Below are 21,587 nucleotides of genomic sequence, written 5' to 3' on the forward strand. Positions count from 1 at the left end.
ACACTGAGCCCCTTCCGTGCGGCGCTGGCGCCGCTGCCGCTCTGCCTGCCGTCGCTGCCCCGCCCATGAGCCGTCCTGATCTTTCCCTGCTCCTGCCCCCGGGCTCGGAGAACCCGCCCGCGCCCATTCCGCCCGAGCGCCGCGCGCCCGCGAGCCGGGCCGAGGGCCCCGTGGCCGCGCTGATCGGCGAATTGCGCGCCTACCAGGCCGAGCTGGAGGTGCAGAACAAAGTGCTGCGCTACAGCCAGGCCGCGGCGGAAAGCGCCTCGGAGCGCTTCGAGACGCTGTTCGCCAGCGTGCCGCTGTCGCTCATGGTGCTCGACGAACATGACATGGTGGTGCAGGCCAACTCCATGGCGCACCGCTCCTTCCAGCCCACCGAGGCCGACCGTCCCGTCACTTCGCTCATGCCGTTCGTGAGCGCGGCCGACGCCGAACGCGTGCGCGAGGCCTTCGCGCAGGCGCGCGAACTCGGCCACAGCGAGGCCACCGAGGTGGTGTTTCCTGTGGGCTCGGGCGGCACCATCACCGGCGACCTGCACATCGCCCGCATTGAGGCGCCCCAGGAAAGCGGCCCGCCGGTGCTGCAATTCCTGTGCGCCGTGATCGACCAGGGACCGCTGCTCACCGAGCGCCAGGCGCTGCAGCAAAGCGCCCAGGCCCTGCAGGAGCGCAATGCCCAGCTGCACGCCAGCGAGCGGCGGCTGGAGGCGGTGATCAACTCCGCCCTCGATGCCATCTTGTGCGTGGACCAGCACCAGCGCATCACCGTCTTCAACCCCACGGCGGCCGCGCTGTTCCAGTGCGCCACGGCCGACGCCATGGGCAGCCGGCTCGACCGCTTCCTGCCCGATGCGGCGCAGGCGCTGGCGTTCGCGCAGCTCACCACGCAGGCCGTGCTGGGTGAGATGGTGGCCTGCACCGCCAGCGGCAAGGAGCTGGCGGTGGAGGTGAGCATGTCGTTCGAGCGCCATGCCGAGGGCGAGACCACCACCGTCTTCGCGCGCGACCTCACCGGCCGCAAGAAGGCCGAAGCCCACCGCAGCGAGCTGGAAGCGCAGCTGCGCGAGTCGCACAAGATGCAGGCCGTGGGCACCATGGCCGGTGGCATCGCCCACGACTTCAACAACATCCTGAGCGCCATCCTGGGCAACGTCGAGCTGGCCAAGGCCGACTGCGACGCCGCCTCGCCCGTGCTGGAGAGCCTGCGCGAGATCGACAAGGCCGGCCGCCGCGCGCGCGACCTGGTGCGCCAGATCCTCACCTTCAGCCGCAACGAACCGCCGCAGCGCACCGCCGTGAGCGTGCACGACGCCATGCACGACACCGAGCGGCTGCTGCGCGTGACCCTGCCGCCCGCCATCGAGCTGCGCATGCGCCTGGATGCGGGGCTGCCGCCCGTGCTGGCCGACGCCACCCAGGTCGAGCAGGCGCTGCTCAACCTGTGCACCAACGCCATCCATGCGATCGGCGAGGCGCGCGGCATCGTCAGCATGGAGGCCTCGGCCCTGGAGCCCGACCTGCGGCTGTGCGAGCGCCTGGGCCTGCCCCTGGGCGAGTACGTCGCGCTCACCGTGGTGGACAACGGCCCGGGCATCGACGCGGCCACGCAGCAGCGCATCTTCGAGCCCTTCTTCACCACCAAACCCGTGGGCCAGGGCACCGGCCTGGGCCTGGCCGTGGTGCACGGCGTGATGCGCACGCACGGCGGCGCGGTGGATGTGCACAGCGCTCCGGGCGAAGGCAGCCGCTTCACGCTGTACTTCCCCGTGGCGCCGGATTCGGCACCGAGCGCGCCGCCGCACGCCCCCCCAGCCCGCCGCCCCGCCGCCCGTGCAGAGCGCGGACGAGCGCACGCGCACGTGATGTACGTGGACGACGACGAGGCGCTGGTCTTCCTCGTGCGGCGCCTGCTGCGCCGCCGCGGCTACCAGGTGACCGGGTTCACCGATCCGCACGAAGCCACCGAGGCCCTGCGCGCCGACCCGCGCAACTACGACCTGCTGGTGACCGACTACAACATGCCCGGCTACTGCGGCGTGGACCTGGTGCGCGAGGCCAAGCGCATCCGTCCCGACCTGCCGGTGGCCCTGGCCTCGGGCCACGTCACCGCGGAGATCGAACAATCGGCCCTGGCCGAAGGCGCGAGCGCCCTCATCCACAAGCCCAACGACGTGGAAGAGCTTTGCGCCACCGTGCACCAGCTGGTGCATGGCACGGCCAAGGGCCCCGATGACCCGGCCGATGGCGGACGCCACTGAGGTGGTGCCAGGCGCCGGGAAAGCCGCACCGCCGCCCGATTGCCTGTACGCCGACGACGACCTGCTGGTGCTGGCCAAGCCCTCGGGCCTGCTGTGCGTGCCGGGGCGCGGCCCCGACAAGCAGGACTGCCTGAGCGCCCGTGCGCTGCAGCACTGGCCGGACGCCCTGGTGGTGCACCGGCTGGACCAGGCGACCTCCGGCATCGTGCTCATGGCGCGGCACGCGACGGCCCAGCGCACGCTGGGCGACGCCTTCGCCGCACGGCAGGTGGACAAGCGCTACGAGGCCGTGGTGCAGGGCCCCGCGCCCGCGCCGTCCGCCGCCGATGGGAGCACCGACGGCTGGCAGGCGATCGACCTGCCGATCGCCGCCGACTGGGAGCGCCGCCCGCTGCGCGTGATCGACGCCGCACAGGGCAAGCCGAGCCTGACCCACTGGCGCGTGATCGCCCACGACACCGCCGCCCACACCACCCGCGTCGAACTGCAGCCCGTGACCGGCCGCACCCACCAGCTGCGCGTGCACCTGGCGGCCATCGGCCACCCGATCCTGGGCGATGCGCTGTATGCGCCCGGGGCGGTGCAGGCCCGCGCGCCGCGCCTGCTGCTGCATGCGCGCCAGGTGGCGTTCACGCATCCGCGCACCGGGCAGCCCATGGCGTTTTCGTGCCCCACGCCCTTTTAGTGTTTCAGGCCACCAGCACAATCAACACCAGGGCATATCGCTATATTTTTAATAGCATGCTTAGCCGCGGAAACCGGTGCGCCCTCGAAGCCCCCGCCGGCCACGCCCGCAGTCCACGCAGTACCATCGCCGGATGCCAAAACACCTCACGATCTTGACCGGCGCCTCGCGCGGCATGGGCCTGGCGATGACCCGCCAGCTGCTGCAGCCCGGCCACGCGCTGCTCACCCTCTCACGCAACGCCCATCCCGAACTGGCCGCCGAAGCCGCCCAGGCCGGCGCCACGCTCGAGCAGTGGGAGCAGGACCTGTCCCAGGGCCTGCACGCTGCGGCCCGCCTGCGCACCTGGCTGGCCAACGTGCCGGCCGGCGAGTACGCCAGCGCCACCCTCATCAACAACGCCGGCGTGGTGCCGCGCATCGCACCGCTCTCGGGCAGCGACCCGGCCGATCTGGCGCACGCGCTGCGCGTCGGGCTGGAGGCCCCGATGCAGCTGAGCGGCGCCTTCCTGGGCGCCACCGAGAACTGGCCGGTGCCGCGCAAGGTGCTGAACATCTCCTCGGGCCTGGGGCGCCGCGCGATGGCCTCGCAGGCCGCCTATTGCGCCGCCAAGGCGGGCATGGACCACTTCACTCGCTGCCTGGCGCTGGACGAGGCCGCCAAGCCGAACGGCGCCAAGGTGTGCTCGCTCGCGCCCGGCGTGATCGACACCGACATGCAGGCCCACCTGCGCGATGCGAGCGCCGCCGACTTCCCCGATGTGCAGAACTTCGCCAACCTCAAGTCGGGCGGCCAGCTCACCTCGCCCGCCGATGCGGCGGCGCGCGTGCTGGCCTGGCTGGAGCGTGCCGACTTCGGCGAAACGCCCGTGGCCGACGTGCGCGACGCCTGAGGGCCACCCCCGTGCAAACGCTATGCTTTCAATAGCAATATGCCCTAGATAATATTGCGCTGAAGGCCATTTTTGCCTTGCATCGACTGGCTTGAACTTCCCCCGCAAAAAATGGAGACACGACCGATGATCCGCAGCCTGCTTTCCTTCACCGCGCTCGCCCTGGCGCTGGGCGCCACCGCCCAGGCGCAGACGCCCCCTCCCGCCGCCACCTACCCCACCAAGCCGGTGCGCCTGATCGTGCCCTTCCCGCCCGGCGGCGGCACCGACATCCTCTCGCGCCTGGTGGCCACCAAGCTGACCGAGGTGACCAAGTGGACCGTGGTGCCCGACAACCGCGCGGGCGCCGGCGGCACCATCGGCATCACCGAGGCCGTGAAGGCCGCCCCCACCGGCTACGACCTGGTGATGGGCCAGAAGGACAACCTGGTCGTCGCGCCCTGGCTCTACAAGAACCTGCCCTGGGACCCGACCAAGGACCTGGTCGCCGTGGCCCACGTGGCCTACACGCCGGTGATCATTGCCACCGGCGCCAACTCCCGCTTCAAGACCCTGGCCGACGTGGTGGCCGCCGCCCGCGCCGAACCCGGCAAGATCACCTACGGCTCACCCGGCAACGGCACCACCATCCACCTGGCCGGCGACCTGTTCGAAAAGGCCGCAGGCATCAAGCTGAGCCACATTCCGTACAAGGGCTCCAACCCCGCACTGATGGACGCGCTGGCGGGCAATGTGGACCTGCTGGTGTCCTCGGTGCCCTCGGCGATGGGCCAGATCAAGTCGGGCAAGCTGCGCCCGCTGGCCGTCACCTCGGCCAAGCGCAGCTCGTCGCTGCCCGACGTGCCCACCGTGGCCGAGTCGGGCTACAAGGGCTTCGACGTGAGTTCGTGGTACGGCATCTTCGCGCCGGCCGGCACGCCCGCCAACGTGGTGACCACGGTGAACGCCGAGGTCAACAAGTTGCTGGCCTCGCCGGAGATGCAGGCCGCCATCCAGGCCCAGGGCGCCGAGCCCGAGTCGCTGTCGGCCGCGCAGTTCTCCACGCTGCTCAAGACCGACTACGCGAAGTGGAAGGGCATCGTGGAAGCCTCCGGCGCGAAGATCGAATAGGTGCGGCACGGGCCTTGTGCCCCCTGCTGCCTGCAAGCAACGCGCCCCATGCAAAACGGCTCCCGAGGGAGCCGTTTTGCTTTGAGGGCCGGGTCAACGCCGGCCCCCATGGCATCGACTGGCGATCAGTCGCGCACCACCAGCACGGGCACGTGCACCGCGCCCAGCACGCGCTGCGTCACGCTGCCCAGCACCAGCTTTTCCAGGCCGCGGCGGCCATGCGAGCCCATCACGATCAGGTCGGCCTGGCTGGTCTCCAGCGCACGCAGGATGCCGTCGTGCACCGCATGGCCCTCGCCCACCACCGCCGTCACCGGAACGCCGGCTTCCTGCATGGCCTTCTTGACGCCGTCCAGCGCCACGTTGGCCTCGGCCGTCGCAGCGCTCAGGTACTGCGACTGGCCATAGGCAAAGTCCGCGCCCACACCCGTGAACGGGTACGGGTCCACCACGTACACCGCGGTCACGGCCGCACCGAACGCCTTGGCCAGGCCGGCGGCCTTGGATACGGCGGTCATGGAGGTCGGCGAGCCGTCCACGGGAATCAGGATGTGCTTGAACATGGTTACTTCTCCTTCGGTTGATGGATCAGGCAGGGCCTGGGCCGGGGGGATCGCCTGCGCGATCCGTGCCCGCGTCAGGCCCCAGTGTCGCGGCGACCGGTTGGCCGGCCGTTGATCCGCATCAAGTCATGGCCTTCAGGCCGGCGCGTCCTGGAAGCCTCCGCGCCGGCAGGTCACGACCAGCGTGTCGCGGAAACCACCGTCGGCCAGCGGCTGGATGGGCGTGGTCTCGTGGATCATGCGCGCATCGTCCAGCAGCATCAGCGACCAGGGCTCGCTGAGCGTGAAGCGCTGCCCGCTGGGCCCGGACGCTTCGAATATACGCGTCTCGCCGCCCTTGACCCGCTCGCGGCCGACGAGGAAAACCGCCACCAGGTCCACGCCGTCGCGGTGCGCGCCCTCGGGCGTGGGCCGGCCGATGCCGTCGGTGGTGTCGATGCGGAACTGGTGCGCCTCGACGAACCAGCGCTCGGGCTGCGTGGCCAGGGCCTGCTGCGACACGCGGGCCAGCGCGGCGATCAATTGCCGCCACGCCGGGCGCGCCACGGTGGTGTCCAGCATCGGCGCGAACATCCGCTGCATGCCGCCGTGCAGCGCGTTGTATTCCACCGGCTGCCAGTGCGCGCGGTGGGGCACCGCCTGCACGCTGTCGCCATCGGCGACGAAGCTCGCGTGGCGGCGGCGGCGGTACCGCCCGCCGTCCTTCAGGAACTCATCGGGCGGCAGGCCGCTCCAGTCGGCGTGCAGCGCCTGGAGCTCGCCCAGCGGGCAACCGATCCACGCCGCGGTGTCGGCAGGCCGCAGCACGGCATAGCCGGCGCTGCGCAGATGGCTTGCCACTTGGTCCGGTGGCAGGTACGGAGGGGAGAAGGTGATGTGCGCCATAGGCGGCCAAGCTTAACCCGGCCCGCCCATGGAACCTGGCGCAAAAGTGCCAGCCATCCGCTGGCGGCATCACCACCGTGCAGTAGCATGGCGGGGCCTTCGCCATTCCAGGAATCCGCCATGCCCCATGAACGCCGCCACTACGTCCGTGTGGCTTTCGATGCACCCGCGCTGCTCACCACCGGCCTGGGCACGTTCGACGTGCAGGTGCTGGACCTGTCGCTGCAAGGCGCGCTGCTCGCCCTGGGTGCGGAGCCCGCGGCCGCCCAACTGCCAGCCGGCGCGCCGTGCCAGTTGGTGATCGCCTTGTCGGCCGACAACGACCACATCGCCATGACCGGCGACATCGTGCACATCGAAGGCCCGCATGCCGGCCTGCAGTGCCGCACGATGGACCTGGACAGCGTGACCCACCTGCGCCGCGTGATCGAGCTGCAGCTGGGCGATCCCGCCCTGCTGGAGCGGGACCTGGCGGAGCTCATTGCCGCGCACGCGGCGCAATAGGCGCGGCGCGGCCCGTCAGGCGGCGGCAGGGCTGGCCAGCTCGGCCTCCTGCAAGGCCCGCCACATCACCTTGCCGCTGCCGCTCTTGGGCAGCGCGTCCACCAGTTGCACCACGCGGGGCACCTTGTACACGGCCATGTGGTCTCGGCACCAGGCGATGATGTCTTCGCCGGTCACCTGCCCGCGGTGCTCCTGGCGCAGCACCACCACGGCCTTGACCGTTTCGCCTCGGTAGCTGTCGCGCGCGGCGATGATGCAGGCCTCCTGAATCGCCGGGTGGCGGAACATGAGCGCCTCCACCTCGGCCGGCCAGACCTTGAAGCCGCTGGCGTTGATCATCCGCTTGAGCCGGTCGGTCAGGAAGAAATACCCCTCGTCGTCCACCCGCCCCAGATCGCCCGAGCGGAAGAACCGCTTGCCGTCCAGGTCGATGAAGGCCGAGGCCGTGGGCCCGGGCAGCTTCCAGTAGCCGCTGAAAACACCCGGGCCGTGGATCACGATCTCGCCCTGCTCGCCAGCGGGCAGCTCCTGCAGCGTGTCGGGGTCAATGATGCGGGCATCGGTGCTGATGAACGGAATGCCCAGGCACTGCTGCTTGGGGTGGTCCGGCGGGTTGGTGTGGGAGGGCGCGGCGGTCTCGGTGAGGCCGTAGCCCTCGGTGTAGCGCAGGCCGTACTGCTCGAACAGCCGCTGCGCCACCGCCTGCGGCATGGCCGCGCCGCCGCCGCCGATGTACACCAGGCTGGACAGGTCGTACTGGCCGAAGTTCGGGCTGCCCATGAGGTCGATCACCATCGTGGGAATGTTGGTCCAGTTGCTCACGCGGTAGCGGGAGATGAGCCGCCCGGCCAGATCCCGGTCCCAGCGCGGCATGAGCACCAGAGTGGCCCCCACGTAGATGCAGGAGTGCATCACGCTGACCATGCCGGTGATGTGGAACATGGGCACGACGGCCAGCGTCACGCTCTCGGGCGTGGCGGTGCCCCACAGGCTGCTGGCCACCGCGTTGTGCATGAGGCTGCGGTGCGGGTGCATGCAGCCCTTGGGCAGGCCGGTGGTGCCGCTGGTGTAGGGCAGCACGGCCAGGTCTTCGGGCCCGACCGTGAGATCCGGGGCGGGCGCCGTGCAGGCCAGCGCACCCGTCCAGGCATGCACCTGGCCGCCGGCCAGGACCGGCAGCGGGTGGCGGGTGCAGAGCCAGTCGCGCCACGCCGGCGGAATCGCGTCGGCGCCGGCCTCCTCGGGCGAGAACGCATCGGTGAACTGCGCCACCACCAGGTGGGCCAGGCCCGCGCCCGGCGCCAGCGCATCGCTGGCCTGCACCAGCTCGGGGGCCAGGTCGGCCGTGGTGATGGCCACGCGTGCGTCGGGGTCGGTGATGTAGTGGGTGAGTTCCTGCGCCCGGTTCATCGGATTGACCGGCACGACGACCGCGTTGGCCCGCAGGATGGCGAAGTGCGCCAGCACCAGTTGCGGACAGTTCTGCGTGCACAGCAAGACGCGGTCGCCCTGCCGCACGCCCAGGGCATGCAGGTGCGCTGCCATCCGCTCGGCACCGTCGGCGAGCGCGCGGTAGGTCAGCGTGCGCCCGAAGAACACCAGTGCCGGCTTGTCCGGGTAGCGGCGGGCGCTGATCGCCAGGTTGTCCCAGAGGGAAGTGGCGGGCGGCGTGAGCGCGTGCGGCAGGCGGCGGGGCCAGAAGGCGTGGTGGGCAGGCATGGGCGATTCGGTTCCTTTCGCTTGCAGCCTAGTGACCTGCCCCGGGCCCGGCATCGGGGATGCCCCCTACGGCCCGTCGCGTGGGCGACCCGGTCTGCCCATGGCCCGCCGAGGTGCGGCAATGGTGCCAGGACGAAGACTTTTGTAACCGCGTGTCCCGCACCGGCGCTTTGAGCGGGCTTGCGCGGCGACGCGGCCGCGCGCATCAACGACAATGTGCGGCTGGGCCAAGCGCCCTGCCCCGCCGGCACCGCCCGGGCCCGGCAGGCCGCGCGGCACGATTCTTTCGATTTCTGCGGCAGGCCCCCCCACAGGCCCTGCCCCGCAGCTTGCGGGTTTTACGGACAACATGAACATTGTCATTCTCGACGACTACCAGGACGCAGTGCGCAAACTGCATTGCGCCGCACGCCTGGACCCCTACAACGCCAAGGTGTACACCAACACCGTCAAGGGGCTGGGCCAGCTTTCGGTGCGCCTGAAGGACGCGGACATCATCGTGCTGGTGCGCGAACGCACCCACATCTCGCGCCAGCTGGTCGAAAAGCTGCCGCGCCTCAAACTCATCGCGCAGACCGGCAAGATCGGCCCGCACGTGGACGTGGCGGCCTGCACCGAGCGCGGCATCGCGGTGGCCGAAGGCGTGGGATCGCCGGTGGCGCCGGCTGAACTGACCTGGGCGCTCATCATGGCCGCGATGCGCCGCCTGCCCCAGTACATCTCCAACCTCAAGCATGGCGCCTGGCAGCAGTCGGGCCTGCGCGCGGCATCGATGCCGCCCAACTTCGGTGTTGGCACCGTGCTGCGGGGCAAGACGCTGGGCCTGTGGGGCTATGGGCGCATCGGGCAGATCGTCGCCGGCTACGGCCGGGCCTTCGGCATGAATGTGCGGGTGTGGGGCCGCGAGGCCTCGCGCGCCCAGGCCCTGAGCGACGGGCTGCAGGTGGCGACCACGCGCGAGGAGTTCTTCGCCCAGTGCGACGTCATCTCGCTGCACCTGCGCCTGAACGACGAGACACGCGGAATCATCCGGCTGGAAGACCTGTCGTGCATGAAGCCCACCGCGCTGCTGGTGAACACCTCGCGTGCCGAACTGATCGAGGCCGATGCGCTCATCGCCGCCCTGAACCGCGGCCGCCCCGGCATGGCCGCCGTGGACGTGTTCGAGAGCGAGCCCATCCTGCAGGGCCATGCCCTGCTGCGGCTGGAGAACTGCATCTGCACGCCGCACATCGGGTACGTGGAGCAGGACAGCTACGAGCTGTACTTCGGGGCCGCTTTCGACAACGTCGTCAACTACATCCGGGGCACGCCCACCAACATCGTGAACCCGGGCGCGCTGCAGGTCCGGCGCTGAAGCGCCCATCCCCCGGCCACACCGGAATCGAGCGCGGCCCGTTTCAGCCGCACCATGAAAAAAGGCCTCCGAACCGGAGGCCTTTTGCTTGGCGTGGACCACCGGTCTTTCAACCGGCGGTGCCGCTGCGCGCTCAGTTCAGAGGCGTCTTCTTGCCGTCCTTGTACACGTACAGGGTGATGGCGGGGTTCTTCAGTTCGCCATTGGGTTCGAAGGCGATGTTGGCCGTCACGCCCTTGTAGTTGGACTTTTGCAGTTCAGGGATGTAGACCTTCGGATCCCACGAGTTGGCACGCTTCATGGCATCGACCAGCAGCATGGTGGCGTCGTAGGTGTAGGGGCTGTACACCTGGAACTGGTTGGGGTACTTGGCGTCGTACTTGGCGCGCCATGCGGTGCCGCCAGGCATCTTGGCCAGCGAAGCGCCGCCTTCGGCGCAGACCACGTTGTTCAGCGTCTTGGCGCCGGCGGCCAGCTTGGCCACTTCAGCGGTACAGATGCCGTCGCCACCGAAGTACTTCACGTTGCCCATGCCCAGCTGTTCCATCTGGCGCAGCATCGGGCCGGCCTGGGGGTCCATGCCGCCGTAGAACACCGCATCGGGGTTCTTGGACTTGATGGCCGTCAGAATGGCCATGAAGTCGGTGGCCTTGTCGGTCGTGAACTGCTCGTCCACCACCTTCATGCCCTTGGCGGCCGCCGTCTTCTTGAACACGTCGGCAACGCCCTGGCCGTAGGCCGTGCGGTCATCGACGATGGCCACGGTCTTGAGCTTCAGCGTGTCGGCCGCGTAGAACGCCAGGCCAGCGCCCAGGGCGTTGTCGTTGGCGATGATGCGGAACGTCGTCTTGTAGCCTGGCTTGGTCAGGTTGGGGTTGGTGGCGGCGCCGGTGACGTGGGGAATGCCGCAGTCGTTGTACACCTTGGAGGCAGGGATGGTCGTGCCGGAATTCAAATGGCCCACCACGCCAGCAACCTTTGCATCGCACAGCTTCTGTGCGGCGGCGGTGCCTTGCTTCGGATCTGCAGCATCGTCTTCCGCCTGCAGTTCGAACTTGATCTTCTTGCCGCCAATCGTGACGCCTTGGGCATTCAGTTCTTCAACTGCCATGCGGGCGCCGTTTTCGTTGTCCTTGCCGTAGTGGGCTTGTGGGCCGGAAACCGGTCCCACGTGACCGATCTTGACCACCTGCTCTTGTGCAGAGGCCGCGCCGGCAAAAGCCGCGATAGCGGCAACCACGGTCAGTTTCAACTTCAGTTGCATATGAATCTCCATTAAGGGGTGAGCGCTGAGAAATATTGTTGTGTCTCAACGCCGGAAACATATCGCAATTTATGGGCCAGATCACTAGGGAACACGATGACATGCGGCAGAAACCACAGGGGAATACCCTGTCACTGACCCAACGCACCCCCGAAGGAGGTCAAACGGAGGACGCTCCGGGGTGTCCAGCCAGCTCTTCGGCCACGGCTTCGTACACCGCATGGCGCACCACCGACTCCACTTCTTCGCGCAGCCGGGGCACCATGGAGCGGGTCTGCTCCATGACCACGGTGGCGATCGCCTCGCGCAGCCGCTGGTCCAGCACCACGTCGACGCGCTGCATGACACGGTGGATCACCACCTCTTCGATGTCCTTCAGCCCGGCAGCCGGCAGGGCCAAGTCCATGGGCGCGGGGGGCCGGCAAAGGCGCGGGGGTGTGGGCCGCCGCCGGGGGAACGGGCGGCGTGGCAGACCGCGCCATGGCCGGCGCCATGACAGGCGACAGGACCGGCCGGGGCGGCAACCCGGCGACCACGGGAGGCTTGACGAACGACGGCGAAACCGCGGGCACTGCAGGGGCCGCCGCACCCGGCACCGCGGGGCTCGGCTGCCCCACGCCGGGTACGCCGTCCGAAAGCTGCACCACATCGGTGAGTGTGGGCACAAATCTGGGGGGCGCCTTGGGTGGTGAAGACATTAAGCGCCTTTCAGCACGAGGTCGTGCCGCACGATCTGGTAGCCGCGCGACGCATAGTGGCGCCACCGGTCGCGCGCACCGCTGCGGTCGGCCTCGTCGTGCGCGCTCACCACCTCCACCAGCTTGCCGAACCGCTCGAAGCCTTGGGGCACCGTACCGCCCAGGTTCAGCAGCACCTCGTGGTGCGGCGCCAGGCGCAGGTCCTGCGCCAGCAGCACGGGCGAGGCCTCGCGCAGGTCGTCACCGTCGCGCTCGTTGCAGTGGGCAACGAAATCCTGCGGAGCCATCGCCCAGAGCGCGCGGTCCAGGCCGTCAAGCGCGGACTCCGGCCCCGTGATGACCAGCCGGGCATCGCTGCGCAGCACCTTGCGCGCGAAGCGGCAGGCATAGGCCAGCTTGTCCGGCGCGTTGAAGTGGAAAGCGATTTCCGTCATGGCCAACCGGTGGGCGCGATCAGCGGGCCGACACGCGCGGCGCGCGCGCGGCCTTGCACCGGCTTGCGCGCCGGCGCCTTGGCCCGGGGTTGCGCCGCCGCATCGAGCAGGTATTGCACCAGCAAGCCGACCGGCCGGCCCGTGGCGCCCTTGGCGGCGCCACCCTTCCAGGCCGTGCCGGCAATGTCCAGGTGCGCCCACGGGGTGTCGCCCACGAAACGCTGCAGGAACTTGGCCGCCGTGATGGCGCCGCCAGCCCGCCCGGCCACATTCCCCATGTCGGCGAAGTTGCTTTTGAGCCCCTCGCCATATTCGTCGTCCAGCGGCATGCGCCAGCACGGATCGAGCGCCGCATCGCCAGCCGCCTGCAGGCTTTGCGCGAGCGCGTCGTCGGTGGCGAACAGGCCGCTGCGCAGGCCGCCCAACGCGACCACGCAGGCGCCGGTCAGGGTGGCGATGTCCACCATCGCCGCCGGCTTGAAGCGCGCGGCGTAGGTAATGGCATCGCACAGCACCAGCCGGCCTTCGGCGTCGGTGTTCAGCACTTCGATGGTCTGGCCGCTCATGCTGGTGACCACGTCGCCGGGCTTGACCGCACGGCCATCGGGCATGTTCTCGCACGCGGGAATGAGGCCCACCACGTTGATGGAGGGCTTAAGTTCGGCCAGTGCGCGGAACACGCCCAGCACACTGGCGGCGCCGCCCATGTCGAACTTCATCTCGTCCATCTCGGCCGCGGGTTTGATCGAAATGCCGCCTGTGTCGAAGGTGATGCCCTTGCCGATCAGCACCGTGGGCGCCTGCCCGCGAACGCCGCCGTCATAGCGCAACTCGATGAAGCGCAGCGGCTCTTCCGAGCCGCGCGCCACCGCCAGAAACGCACCCATGCCCAGCTTGGCGGCTTCTGCGGGGCCCATCACCTTGCACTGGACGGAGGGGAACTTGGCCAGTGCCTTCGCGGCGCCCGCCAGCAGCGTGGGCGTGGCATGGTTGGCCGGGCGGTTGGCCCACTCGCGGGCATATTCGATGCCCGACACCAACGCTGCGCCACGCGCGAACTCGGACCTGGCGGCAGCGGCGTCCACCACGCCGAGCACCACGCGCGACAGCACGCGGGGCTCGGTCTTGGATTTGGTGGCGGTATAGATGTAGGTGGCTTCGGCCAGCGCCTGCACGGCGGCGCAGACGGCCCCGCTGACGGGGGGGCGCGGCGAAGCACACCGCGGCGCGCTTGACCTGGGGGGATTTGAGCAAAGAGGCCGCAGCCAGGATGGCCTGGCGCGTGGCGCGCGCGGAGCCGTCGCCACCGCCCAGCAGCACCACGCGGCGAGCGGCCACGGCGGGCATCTGGTACAGCTGCAGGCTCTTGCCGGCCTTGGTGTCGAAGTCGCCGTTCTTGAGGGCATGGGCGATCAGGCTGGGCAACGCACCGCCGGCGGGTTTCGCGCCGTCGGCCACCACGATGGCCAGCAGGTCGCATTTCTCGGCGGCGGCGCCGTCAAGGCTCAGGGTCTTCAGATCGAAGTTCATAATCGGTGTTTTCCTTCGAGCCAATGTTATTCGATTCATCCATTCGCAAGGAGCTGGCGCGCAGCTTCGGCGCGACCCTGGTGGTGCTGGTCACCGTGGTCATGACCATGATGCTGATCCGCACGCTCGGCCAGGCCTCGCGCGGCAGCGTCAATCCCTCCGACGTGATGCTCGTCATGGGCTTCACCGTGCTCGGGCAGTTGCCCACCATCCTGAGCCTGAGCCTGTTCGTGGCCGTGGTCGGAACGCTCTCGCGCATGTACCGCGACAGCGAGATGGTGATCTGGTTCGCCAGTGGCCGGGGGCTCATCAACCTGCTCACTCCGCTGCTGCGCTTTGCCTGGCCCGTGATGCTGGTCATCGCGACCCTGGCCCTGGTGATCTGGCCCTGGGCCAACCAGCAGATCCAGGCCCTCAAGGTGCAGTACGAACAGCGCGGGGACGTGGACCGCATCGCGCCCGGTGAATTCCAGGAGTCCGCCAACGGCAGCCGCGTGTTCTTCATCGACCGGGAAAGCCCGGACAACGAACAGGCCAGCAACGTTTTCATCGCCTCGACCGAGCGCGGCCGCGAGACCGTGACATCCGCCCGCAGCGCCCGGCTGGAGACGCGCAACGGCGAGCGTATGGTGCTGCTGAGCGACGGCCAGCGCCTGGAGACGACCGTGGACAAGCCCGGGCTCAAGGTGAGCGAGTTCATCGAGTACGGCACCCGCATCGGATCGGCGCCCCCGGGCGCGCAGGATGAGCAGGCCGTCAAGACCATCTCCACCCCTGCCCTGCTGGCCTCGGCCGAGCCGGCCTTCCGCGCCGAACTGGGCTGGCGTTTCGGCCTGGCGGTGGCCGCCCTCAATTTCGTGGTGATGGGGCTCGCGCTGGCCAGCGTGAACCCCCGCGCCGGTCGCAGCAGCAGCCTGGTGCTGGCGCTGTTCGCCTTCGTCGTCTACTACAACCTCATGACCCTGGGACAAAGCTGGATCAGTTCCGGACGGCTCGGCGTGGTGCCGTTCATGCTGCTGCTGCACGGCGGCACGCTGGCCCTGGGCCTGGCGCTGCTGACGGCACGCCACCATCGCTGGTCGCCCAGCATGCTGTGGCGCCGTGGAGGCCGGGCATGAAGACGATCCGCCGCCTGATCTACCGCGAAGCCCTGTCGGCCGTGGCTTTCGTCACACTGGGCTTTCTCGCGCTGTTCTTCTTCTTCGACATGGTCGATGAACTGCGCTGGGTGGGCCGCACGGGGCCGGACGGCTACCAACTGTCCCATGCCATGCTGTTCGTCGCGCTCAGCATTCCCAGCCACCTTTACGAGCTGCTGCCGATCACGGTGCTGATCGGCACGATCTTCGTGATGGCGCGGCTGGCGCAAAGCTCGGAGTTCACCATCATGCGCACCAGCGGCCTGGGGCCCTGGCGTGCGTTGCGCACACTGCTGGTGCTGGGCCTGGGGTTCGTCATGCTGACCTTCGCCGTCGGCGATTACATCGCACCGATGACCGACCGCGCGGCGCAACTGGTCAAGGCGCGGCACCTGGGGCAACTGACCACCGGCGCGACGGGCGCCTGGCTCAAGGAGCGCCAGGGCACCCATTCGATGGCCGTGAACGTGCGTGCGCTCAGCCCCGATGGCGGCATGCTCAACATCCGCGTATTCGAGTTCGATGCGGACGGCCGGGTGGCCTCCACCCTGCAGGCCGCCAGCGGCACGGTCGGCAACGACCAATGGGAGCTGAAACAGGTCAAGCGCAGCGTGTTCCATCGCAGCGGCGAGGCGGAAGCACGGGTGGAGCGCCTGCAGGAGGCCGAACTGCGCTGGCCCACGCGCATCAGCGCCGACATGGTGTCCGCGGCGCTGCTCAAGCCCGACCGCATGGCGACCATCGACCTGTTCCAGTACATCCGGCATCTGGAGGCCAACGGCCAGTCGGCGCAGCGCTATGAGATCGAGTTCTGGCGCAAGGTGTTCTACCCGCTCAGCTGCCTGGTGATGGTGGTGCTCTCGCTGCCCTTCGCCTACCTGCATTTCCGCTCGGGTGGCATCGCGGGCTATGTGTTCGGCGGGGTGATGGCTGGCATCAGCTTCTTCCTGCTGAACAACGTTTTCGGCTACGCGGGCAACCTGCAGAACTGGTCACCCTGGCTCACTGCGGCGGCGCCGGGGCTGATCTACTCGGTGCTTTCGCTGGCCGCTTTCGGCTGGTTGGTGCTGCGCCGATGAACCAAGGACCACACGCGTTGACTGCTACCCCACCCCGAGGCGTTGTCCTGTTCGCCCATGGTTCGCGCGACCCGCTGTGGCGCGCCCCGATGGAGGCGGTCCAGGTCCACCTGCAGCAGCATCGCCCCGAACTGCGGGTGCGCTGCGCCTATCTCGAATTGACCACGCCCGACCTCGCGCAGGCCGTGCAGTCGCTGGTGGACGAAGGTGCCCGGCAGGTGACGGTGGTGCCGATGTTCCTGGGCACGGGCAAGCACGCCCGCGAGGACCTTCCACTCCTGGTACAGACACTGCGCGCCACGCACCCCGGCGTGCAGTTCGAGGTTCAGGGCGCGATCGGCGAAGATCCGCGCATGACCGCATTGATGGCCGAGATCGCCGGCTCGGCCTGACGTGGGCTTCAGACGGGGGCCTGCGGTGGGCCCTTCGAAAATTGGACAGCCGCTGTTTTTCCTTAGACGACTGCAGCATAATGATCGCCTTCTTTAGCAGCGATACGATATGAATCTGCACCAATTCCGCTTCGTTCAGGAAGCCGCGCGCCGCAACCTCAACCTGACCGAAGCCGCCAAGGCGCTGCACACCTCGCAGCCCGGCGTGTCCAAGGCCATCATCGAGCTGGAAGAGGAATTGGGCGTGGACATCTTCGCGCGCCACGGCAAGCGGCTCAAGCGCATCACCGAGCCAGGCCAGCACGTGCTCAAGAGCATCGAGCTGATCATGCGCGAGGTCGGCAACCTCAAGCGCATCGGCGAACAGTTCAGCGCCCAGGACAGCGGCACCCTCAGCATCGCCACCACCCACACGCAGGCGCGCTATGTGCTGCCCCTCCCCGTGGCCAAGCTGCGCGAGGCGTACCCCAAGGTCAACATCAGCCTGCACCAGGCCACGCCGCACGAGGTGGCGCGCATGGTGATCGACGAGGTGGCCGAGATCGGCATGGCCACGGAGTCGCTGGCCGACTATCCCGATCTGGTCACCCTGCCCTGCTATGAATGGCAGCATGTGCTGGTGATGCCCACCGCCCATCCACTGGCGCAAAAGGAGCGCCTGGGCCTGGACGACATCGCGCACGAGGCTCTCATCACCTACCACCCGTCGTTCACCGGCCGGGGCAAGATCGACCAGGCGTTCGCCGCCCGCAAGCTGCAGCCGCGCATCGTGCTGGAGGCCATCGACTCCGACGTGATCAAGACGTACGTGCGCCTGGGCCTGGGCATCGGCATCGTGGCCGAGATGGCGATGCGCGACGACCCGCTGGGCGACCTGGTGGTGCGGCCCGTGGGCCACCTCTTCGGCCAGAGCGTGGCGCGGGTGGCGTTCAAGCGTGGCGCCTACCTGCGCAACTTCGTCTACAAGTTCGCCGAGCTGCTGAGCGACCGCCTGAACCGCGAACTCATCGCCCGGGCCATGACCGGCCACGTGAACGATTACGAACTCTGACCCCCACCGCTTGCACACCAAGCGGCTTTCGTTCTGCATCGAACCTGCTCTTTTCCCAGACCGTCTTTCCAGCCAGCCCCTCGCGCCATGACTTCCACCGACATCGCACCGCGCACGCCCGCCTTTCCCAGCAAACTGCCTCAGGTGGGCACCACCATCTTCACGGTAATGTCGGCCCTGGCGGCCGAGCATGGCGCCGTGAACCTGGGCCAGGGTTTTCCGGACTTCCACTGCGACCCGGCGCTGATCGATGCCGTGGACCGCGCCATGCGCGCCGGGCACAACCAGTACCCGCCCATGGCAGGCGTGCCTGCGCTGCGTGAAGCCGTGGCTGCCAAGATAGAAGCGCTCCATGCCCGCCGGTATGACGCCAACACGGAAATCACCATCACCGCTGGCGCCACCCAGGCGATCCTGACCGCCATCCTGGCGACGGTGCATGCGGGCGACGAGGTGATCGTGCTCGACCCCTGCTACGACAGCTACGCCCCCAATGTGGAACTGGCAGGCGGCACGGTAGTGCGGGTGCCGCTCACGCCGGGCAGTTTCCGGCCCGATTTCGGCAAGATCGCCGCAGCCATCACGCCGCGCACGCGCGCGCTCATCATCAACAGCCCGCACAACCCCAGCGCCACCATCTGGACGGCCGAGGACATGCGCACCCTGGAAGAACTGCTCGCTCCCACCGATGTGCTGCTCATCAGCGACGAGGTGTACGAGCACATGGTGTTCGACGGTGCGCAGCATGAGAGCGCGGCACGCTTTCCCGGCCTGGCAGCACGCGCGTTCATCGTGTCGAGCTTCGGCAAGACCTTCCACGTCACCGGCTGGAAGGTCGGCACCGTCGCGGCCCCGGCCGCGCTGACGGGGGAGTTTCGCAAGGTGCACCAGTTCAATGTATTCACCGTGAACACGCCGATGCAGCACGGCCTGGCGGCCTACCTGCAGGATGCGGCGCCCTACCTGCAATTGCCTGCTTTCTACCAGGCCAAGCGCGACCTGTTCCGCCAGGGGCTGGAAGGCTCGCGCCTTCGGTTGCTGCCCAGCACGGGAAGCTACTTCCAGTGCGTGGACATCTCGGCCGTGAGCGATCTGAACGAGTCCGACTTTTGCCAGTGGCTCACCCGCGAGGTGGGCGTGGCGGCGATCCCGCTGTCTGCCTTCTATGGCGACAGGTTCGACCAGCGTGTGGTGCGGTTTTGCTTTGCAAAGCAGGACGACACGCTGCGCCAGGCACTGCAGCGGCTGCGCAAGCTCTGATCACAAAGGGTGATCATTCTGGTTGTCCCGCCAACGCGTAGCGCAGCCAGTCAAGAAAATCCGGCCCTGTGCGACAGGGCATCAGCAAAGGCGCCATGGGGCGCGATGGGACGCCGCGCCCAAGTGGGCTGATGGAAACCGTCAGGTGCCCGCTGCAAATTCTGCTGACCTGCAGGCAACCAAAGACGGACGGTTGTGGCACTCACGCTGCGACAACTCTCAAGGCGCCCCGTGCGTCACGCCATGCTCCTCAAGAATGCGCTCGTCTTCGTTCACCTGCTCGCCATGGCCGTTGCCGTTGGAAAGATGCTGGAGTATGACTTCCGGTTTCTTCGCTCCGTCCACCGCCCGATTTCAGCGCAGCAGTGGGAGAACCTGCTCCACACCAAGCGAACGATGACGGTGGCGTTGGGCGTGCTGTGGGTGACCGGGCTGGGCTTTCTCTACGTCGGCCAAGCACAGTACCCCGGGTATCTGGCCAACGAGAAACTCTGGATGAAAGTGCTCACCGTGTGCGTGCTGACGTTGAACGGAATGCTCATGCACCATTTCGCGTTTCCCTACATGCAGCAGGGCAAGGTCTTCCTGCAGTGGTCTCTGGGCCGGGTGCTGCTGCTGACTGGATTTGCCACCGTGTCTTCGATCTCGTGGCTATACGCATCGTTTCTCGGTATCGCACGCTCATGGAACGACACCGTGGCGTTCGGACATGCGCTTGGCGTCTATGTGGCGCTGCTGCTCCTGGCAGCCACTGGCACGGCAGGGCTCATGGCTTTTTTGCACCACCGCCACGCCAGGGGCATTCAGCCGGGTCCACTGCCATGCACCGGCCCCCGTGGCGGCTGCCCGCGTTGAGTGGCATGCGCCGTCCGTGAATGCCCTGCAGCGCGAAAACCAGCGAAGTCAGTCGGCCAACCAGTCCCGCACGCAAAGCGAAAGCTGGAGGCTGGCGCGCATTCGATGGCTTGCCAAAAGCGCTGATGGCCCGCCTGCCCGGTCAGCCCACGCGAACGCCCAGGCCACCAATGAGTGCAGCGGCCTGATCCATCGACAGCATCGCACCCTTGAACGATTGGGCCACGGTGGTCACCGTCAGGCCGCCCAGGTCCACCGAACGCAGGTCCGCGCCATCGAAGCGTGCATTCTTCAGGTTCGCATCCCGCAGGCTGCCACCCTCGAAGACCGCGTCGCGGAAATCACATCCAGCCAGGTCGGCTTCGGACAGATCCAATTGCTCCAGGCTGCGCTTGCGGAACGAAAGCCCGCGCAGGTCCGCGCCCACCAGTCGGCACTGGTGAAATTCCAGCCCCAAGGTGCTCGCCTGACTGAAATGCGCGCCCGTCAGCTTGGCCTCGGTGAACAGCACGCCCGCCAGCTTGGTGCCGGTCCAACGCGTGTTGTTGAAATCGCTGCTGCACAGCCGGGCGCCGGACAGATCGGCCAGGCTGAAATCCGCTTGCCGCGCCTTGCAATCCAGCCAGCGCGAATCCGCCAGCATCGCTTTCTCGAAGCGGGTCTCGGCGAAGGTGCAATCCAGGAACCGGGCACCGCCCAGGTCCAGGCCGGAAAGGTCTTCTCCGTCGAAGCGGCAGTGCTCGAACGCCAGCGGGCCATGCGGGCCTGCAAGGGCCGCCACCAGCGCACCGCGCGAAAAAAAACTGATCGCTGAAAAGCGCGGAATCCATGTCGGAACGGGCCATCACGGTTCAATGCCCCGCGCTTTTGGAAAAGAGATTGACCACCAGCACCCCCGCGATGATCAGCCCCAGGCCGACCATCGCCGGCGCGTCGAGCCGCTGCCGAAACACCACCCAGCCCACCACCGAAATCAGCACGATGCCAACGCCCGACCAGATAGCATAGGCGACCCCCACCGGAATCGTCTTCAAGGCCAGCGAGAGTGCGTAGAACGAGGCGGCATACGCCACCCCGGTGATCAGGCTGGGCGCCAGGCGGGTGAAGCCGTCAGACGCCTTGAGCGCGGTGGTGCCCACGACCTCCAAAGCGATGGCCAGTCCCAAGATGAGATAGCTGGGATGCACGGTCATGGCGCGGTTCCTTGGGTGAGTTCGAGCAGAAGGGAAAGAAGGCGATCCTTGCGGTCTGGCGGCGTGCCGTAGACATCCAGCAACTGGTCGAACCAGAAGCCGTCGGCCGCCAAGCGGCACAGGAACAATCGGTCCGTGGCGGCGGGGTCGGCACGGTCTTCGGCCAGCAGGACGCGCATCTTGGCGCTCCAGCGCTCGCGGCAGGCTGGCAACGCCAGGGCCAGCAAGGCAATGGCACGCTGCGTGAGGCGCTCTTCGGCAGTCTGGCCGCCTTGGAAACAGGTCTTCAGATAGGCCCGCGCGTGCCGCCCTGGAGCTTCGGGCTCGGATTCGAGTGCCGCGGCATAGAACACATCGAATGCATCGAACAACTGATCGCACAGCGCATCCAGCAGCGCCTGCTTGGTTCTAAAGTGGTGCTGCAAGCCGCCTTTGGTCACGCCGGCACGGTGCGCGACAGCGTCCAAGGTGACCGCCTCCGGGCCGTCCTGCACCAGCAGATCGGCCGCCACGGCAAGCAGCCGGGTGCGCACCCACTCGGGTTGCTTCAGGCGTTTATGGGCTTCAGACATACATACAAACCATCCGGATGGATTGTTTATTATGGCTTCGGCATCCACCATGGGGCTACCGATTCCTTGTGTTTTCCAGGGCTGATCCAGGCGCCGCTTGACCGCGCCCCGATAAGGATTGCAAGTTGCCTGTTTGGGGCGGCA

At 68.0% G+C, this 21,587-nt stretch carries 21 protein-coding genes and 1 pseudogene; 12 read left to right on the forward strand and 10 right to left on the reverse strand.

What is annotated here, in order from left to right; genetic code table 11:
- The first annotated feature begins 65 nt into the window (after positions 1-65).
- The 4 genes from AC27IO_RS01475 to AC27IO_RS01490 all read left to right on the forward strand — a co-directional run bounded on the left by AC27IO_RS01475 (position 66) and on the right by AC27IO_RS01490 (position 4,948).
- Entirely contained in the window at positions 66-2,261 is a 2,196-nt protein-coding gene (locus AC27IO_RS01475; RefSeq protein ID WP_498736899.1) for a PAS domain-containing hybrid sensor histidine kinase/response regulator, read from the forward strand.
- Positions 2,245-2,946: an RluA family pseudouridine synthase gene (locus AC27IO_RS01480; protein ID WP_498736901.1), complete on the forward strand. Its 702-nt coding sequence runs from the start codon at positions 2,245-2,247 to the stop codon at positions 2,944-2,946. Before AC27IO_RS01475 ends, AC27IO_RS01480 begins: the two co-directional genes overlap by 17 nt.
- Before the next feature lie 133 nt (positions 2,947-3,079).
- Positions 3,080-3,838 (forward strand): SDR family NAD(P)-dependent oxidoreductase, encoded by a 759-nt coding sequence (locus AC27IO_RS01485; RefSeq protein ID WP_498736903.1) that lies wholly within the window; start codon positions 3,080-3,082, stop codon positions 3,836-3,838.
- Positions 3,839-3,964: 126 nt separating this feature from the next.
- On the forward strand, positions 3,965-4,948 hold the full coding sequence (locus AC27IO_RS01490) for a Bug family tripartite tricarboxylate transporter substrate binding protein (protein ID WP_284426888.1): 984 nt from the start codon (positions 3,965-3,967) through the stop codon (positions 4,946-4,948).
- 125 nt (positions 4,949-5,073) lie between these two features.
- On the opposite strand, the gene AC27IO_RS01495 is transcribed toward AC27IO_RS01490, so the two are convergent.
- On the reverse strand, positions 5,074-5,511 hold the full coding sequence (locus AC27IO_RS01495; protein WP_272552433.1) for a universal stress protein: 438 nt from the start codon (positions 5,509-5,511) through the stop codon (positions 5,074-5,076).
- Between the two features lie 135 nt (positions 5,512-5,646).
- Complete coding sequence (locus AC27IO_RS01500; protein ID WP_284426889.1) at positions 5,647-6,396, reverse strand: 2OG-Fe dioxygenase family protein; 750 nt, start codon at positions 6,394-6,396, stop codon at positions 5,647-5,649.
- Positions 6,397-6,516: 120 nt separating this feature from the next.
- Here AC27IO_RS01500 and AC27IO_RS01505 point away from each other — a divergent pair, with 120 nt between their 5' ends.
- On the forward strand, positions 6,517-6,900 hold the full coding sequence (locus AC27IO_RS01505) for a PilZ domain-containing protein (RefSeq protein WP_284400318.1): 384 nt from the start codon (positions 6,517-6,519) through the stop codon (positions 6,898-6,900).
- Positions 6,901-6,915: 15 nt separating this feature from the next.
- On the opposite strand, the gene AC27IO_RS01510 is transcribed toward AC27IO_RS01505, so the two are convergent.
- Positions 6,916-8,619, reverse strand: coding sequence for a long-chain fatty acid--CoA ligase (locus AC27IO_RS01510; RefSeq protein WP_498736907.1), 1,704 nt, complete (start codon positions 8,617-8,619; stop codon positions 6,916-6,918).
- Positions 8,620-8,968: 349 nt separating this feature from the next.
- On the opposite strand from AC27IO_RS01510, the gene AC27IO_RS01515 reads away from it, so the two are divergent.
- The gene (locus AC27IO_RS01515) at positions 8,969-9,976 is read left to right on the forward strand and encodes a D-2-hydroxyacid dehydrogenase family protein (RefSeq protein ID WP_284412378.1); all 1,008 of its coding nucleotides are present in this window, start codon (positions 8,969-8,971) and stop codon (positions 9,974-9,976) included.
- A gap of 133 nt (positions 9,977-10,109) precedes the next feature.
- On the opposite strand, the gene AC27IO_RS01520 is transcribed toward AC27IO_RS01515, so the two are convergent.
- The 4 genes and pseudogenes from AC27IO_RS01520 to AC27IO_RS01535 all read right to left on the reverse strand — a co-directional run bounded on the left by AC27IO_RS01520 (position 10,110) and on the right by AC27IO_RS01535 (position 13,902).
- Entirely contained in the window at positions 10,110-11,240 is a 1,131-nt protein-coding gene (locus AC27IO_RS01520) for a branched-chain amino acid ABC transporter substrate-binding protein (RefSeq protein WP_272563750.1), read from the reverse strand.
- Positions 11,241-11,400: 160 nt separating this feature from the next.
- Complete coding sequence (locus tag AC27IO_RS01525; protein WP_498736910.1) at positions 11,401-11,646, reverse strand: hypothetical protein; 246 nt, start codon at positions 11,644-11,646, stop codon at positions 11,401-11,403.
- Between the two features lie 291 nt (positions 11,647-11,937).
- Complete coding sequence (locus AC27IO_RS01530; RefSeq protein ID WP_284430874.1) at positions 11,938-12,372, reverse strand: DNA polymerase III subunit chi; 435 nt, start codon at positions 12,370-12,372, stop codon at positions 11,938-11,940.
- Positions 12,369-13,902, reverse strand: a pseudogene (locus AC27IO_RS01535) (leucyl aminopeptidase). The gene AC27IO_RS01530 and the pseudogene AC27IO_RS01535 overlap by 4 nt, the downstream one beginning before the upstream one ends.
- A gap of 23 nt (positions 13,903-13,925) precedes the next feature.
- On the opposite strand from AC27IO_RS01535, the gene lptF reads away from it, so the two are divergent.
- From lptF to AC27IO_RS01565, 6 genes are all read left to right on the forward strand, one after another.
- Positions 13,926-15,020 carry an LPS export ABC transporter permease LptF gene (lptF, locus tag AC27IO_RS01540; RefSeq protein WP_272563754.1) on the forward strand — a complete coding sequence of 365 codons (1,095 nt, stop codon included), beginning with the start codon at positions 13,926-13,928 and terminating at the stop codon, positions 15,018-15,020.
- Positions 15,017-16,120, forward strand: coding sequence for an LPS export ABC transporter permease LptG (gene lptG / locus AC27IO_RS01545; protein ID WP_284430872.1), 1,104 nt, complete (start codon positions 15,017-15,019; stop codon positions 16,118-16,120). The genes lptF and lptG overlap by 4 nt, the downstream gene beginning before the upstream one ends.
- On the forward strand, positions 16,117-16,512 hold the full coding sequence (locus AC27IO_RS01550) for a sirohydrochlorin chelatase (RefSeq protein ID WP_284430871.1): 396 nt from the start codon (positions 16,117-16,119) through the stop codon (positions 16,510-16,512). The genes lptG and AC27IO_RS01550 overlap by 4 nt, the downstream gene beginning before the upstream one ends.
- A 109-nt stretch (positions 16,513-16,621) precedes the next feature.
- A complete protein-coding gene (locus AC27IO_RS01555; protein ID WP_092743937.1) occupies positions 16,622-17,563 on the forward strand; it encodes a CysB family HTH-type transcriptional regulator in 942 nt (313 codons plus the stop codon).
- Positions 17,564-17,650: 87 nt separating this feature from the next.
- Positions 17,651-18,823: a pyridoxal phosphate-dependent aminotransferase gene (locus tag AC27IO_RS01560; RefSeq protein WP_284430870.1), complete on the forward strand. Its 1,173-nt coding sequence runs from the start codon at positions 17,651-17,653 to the stop codon at positions 18,821-18,823.
- 243 nt (positions 18,824-19,066) lie between these two features.
- On the forward strand, positions 19,067-19,678 hold the full coding sequence (locus AC27IO_RS01565) for a hypothetical protein (protein ID WP_284430869.1): 612 nt from the start codon (positions 19,067-19,069) through the stop codon (positions 19,676-19,678).
- Positions 19,679-19,820: 142 nt separating this feature from the next.
- Here AC27IO_RS01565 and AC27IO_RS01570 read toward each other — a convergent pair whose 3' ends face one another.
- The 3 genes from AC27IO_RS01570 to AC27IO_RS01580 form a co-directional block, all read right to left on the reverse strand.
- On the reverse strand, positions 19,821-20,459 hold the full coding sequence (locus AC27IO_RS01570; protein WP_498736913.1) for a pentapeptide repeat-containing protein: 639 nt from the start codon (positions 20,457-20,459) through the stop codon (positions 19,821-19,823).
- A gap of 70 nt (positions 20,460-20,529) precedes the next feature.
- Positions 20,530-20,871: an SMR family transporter gene (locus tag AC27IO_RS01575; RefSeq protein ID WP_284430867.1), complete on the reverse strand. Its 342-nt coding sequence runs from the start codon at positions 20,869-20,871 to the stop codon at positions 20,530-20,532.
- Positions 20,868-21,494: a TetR/AcrR family transcriptional regulator gene (locus AC27IO_RS01580; RefSeq protein WP_284430866.1), complete on the reverse strand. Its 627-nt coding sequence runs from the start codon at positions 21,492-21,494 to the stop codon at positions 20,868-20,870. Before AC27IO_RS01580 ends, AC27IO_RS01575 begins: the two co-directional genes overlap by 4 nt.
- Positions 21,495-21,587: the final 93 nt, after the last annotated feature.

The sequence above is a fragment of the Acidovorax sp. KNOB132 genome (assembly GCF_057541515.1).

Bases quoted from the DNA above. Each gene is read 5' to 3' on its own strand.
- AC27IO_RS01475 (WP_498736899.1), top strand. From the start codon at position 66: ATGAGCCGTCCTGATCTTTCCCTGCTCCTGCCCCCGGGCTCGGAGAAC.
- AC27IO_RS01480 (WP_498736901.1), top strand. From the start codon at position 2,245: ATGGCGGACGCCACTGAGGTGGTGCCAGGCGCCGGGAAAGCCGCACCG.
- AC27IO_RS01485 (WP_498736903.1), top strand. From the start codon at position 3,080: ATGCCAAAACACCTCACGATCTTGACCGGCGCCTCGCGCGGCATGGGC.
- AC27IO_RS01490 (WP_284426888.1), top strand. From the start codon at position 3,965: ATGATCCGCAGCCTGCTTTCCTTCACCGCGCTCGCCCTGGCGCTGGGC.
- AC27IO_RS01495 (WP_272552433.1), bottom strand. From the start codon at position 5,511: ATGTTCAAGCACATCCTGATTCCCGTGGACGGCTCGCCGACCTCCATG.
- AC27IO_RS01500 (WP_284426889.1), bottom strand. From the start codon at position 6,396: ATGGCGCACATCACCTTCTCCCCTCCGTACCTGCCACCGGACCAAGTG.
- AC27IO_RS01505 (WP_284400318.1), top strand. From the start codon at position 6,517: ATGCCCCATGAACGCCGCCACTACGTCCGTGTGGCTTTCGATGCACCC.
- AC27IO_RS01510 (WP_498736907.1), bottom strand. From the start codon at position 8,619: ATGCCTGCCCACCACGCCTTCTGGCCCCGCCGCCTGCCGCACGCGCTC.
- AC27IO_RS01515 (WP_284412378.1), top strand. From the start codon at position 8,969: ATGAACATTGTCATTCTCGACGACTACCAGGACGCAGTGCGCAAACTG.
- AC27IO_RS01520 (WP_272563750.1), bottom strand. From the start codon at position 11,240: ATGCAACTGAAGTTGAAACTGACCGTGGTTGCCGCTATCGCGGCTTTT.
- AC27IO_RS01525 (WP_498736910.1), bottom strand. From the start codon at position 11,646: ATGGACTTGGCCCTGCCGGCTGCCGGGCTGAAGGACATCGAAGAGGTG.
- AC27IO_RS01530 (WP_284430874.1), bottom strand. From the start codon at position 12,372: ATGACGGAAATCGCTTTCCACTTCAACGCGCCGGACAAGCTGGCCTAT.
- lptF (WP_272563754.1), top strand. From the start codon at position 13,926: ATGTTATTCGATTCATCCATTCGCAAGGAGCTGGCGCGCAGCTTCGGC.
- lptG (WP_284430872.1), top strand. From the start codon at position 15,017: ATGAAGACGATCCGCCGCCTGATCTACCGCGAAGCCCTGTCGGCCGTG.
- AC27IO_RS01550 (WP_284430871.1), top strand. From the start codon at position 16,117: ATGAACCAAGGACCACACGCGTTGACTGCTACCCCACCCCGAGGCGTT.
- AC27IO_RS01555 (WP_092743937.1), top strand. From the start codon at position 16,622: ATGAATCTGCACCAATTCCGCTTCGTTCAGGAAGCCGCGCGCCGCAAC.
- AC27IO_RS01560 (WP_284430870.1), top strand. From the start codon at position 17,651: ATGACTTCCACCGACATCGCACCGCGCACGCCCGCCTTTCCCAGCAAA.
- AC27IO_RS01565 (WP_284430869.1), top strand. From the start codon at position 19,067: ATGCTCCTCAAGAATGCGCTCGTCTTCGTTCACCTGCTCGCCATGGCC.
- AC27IO_RS01575 (WP_284430867.1), bottom strand. From the start codon at position 20,871: ATGACCGTGCATCCCAGCTATCTCATCTTGGGACTGGCCATCGCTTTG.
- AC27IO_RS01580 (WP_284430866.1), bottom strand. From the start codon at position 21,494: ATGGTGGATGCCGAAGCCATAATAAACAATCCATCCGGATGGTTTGTA.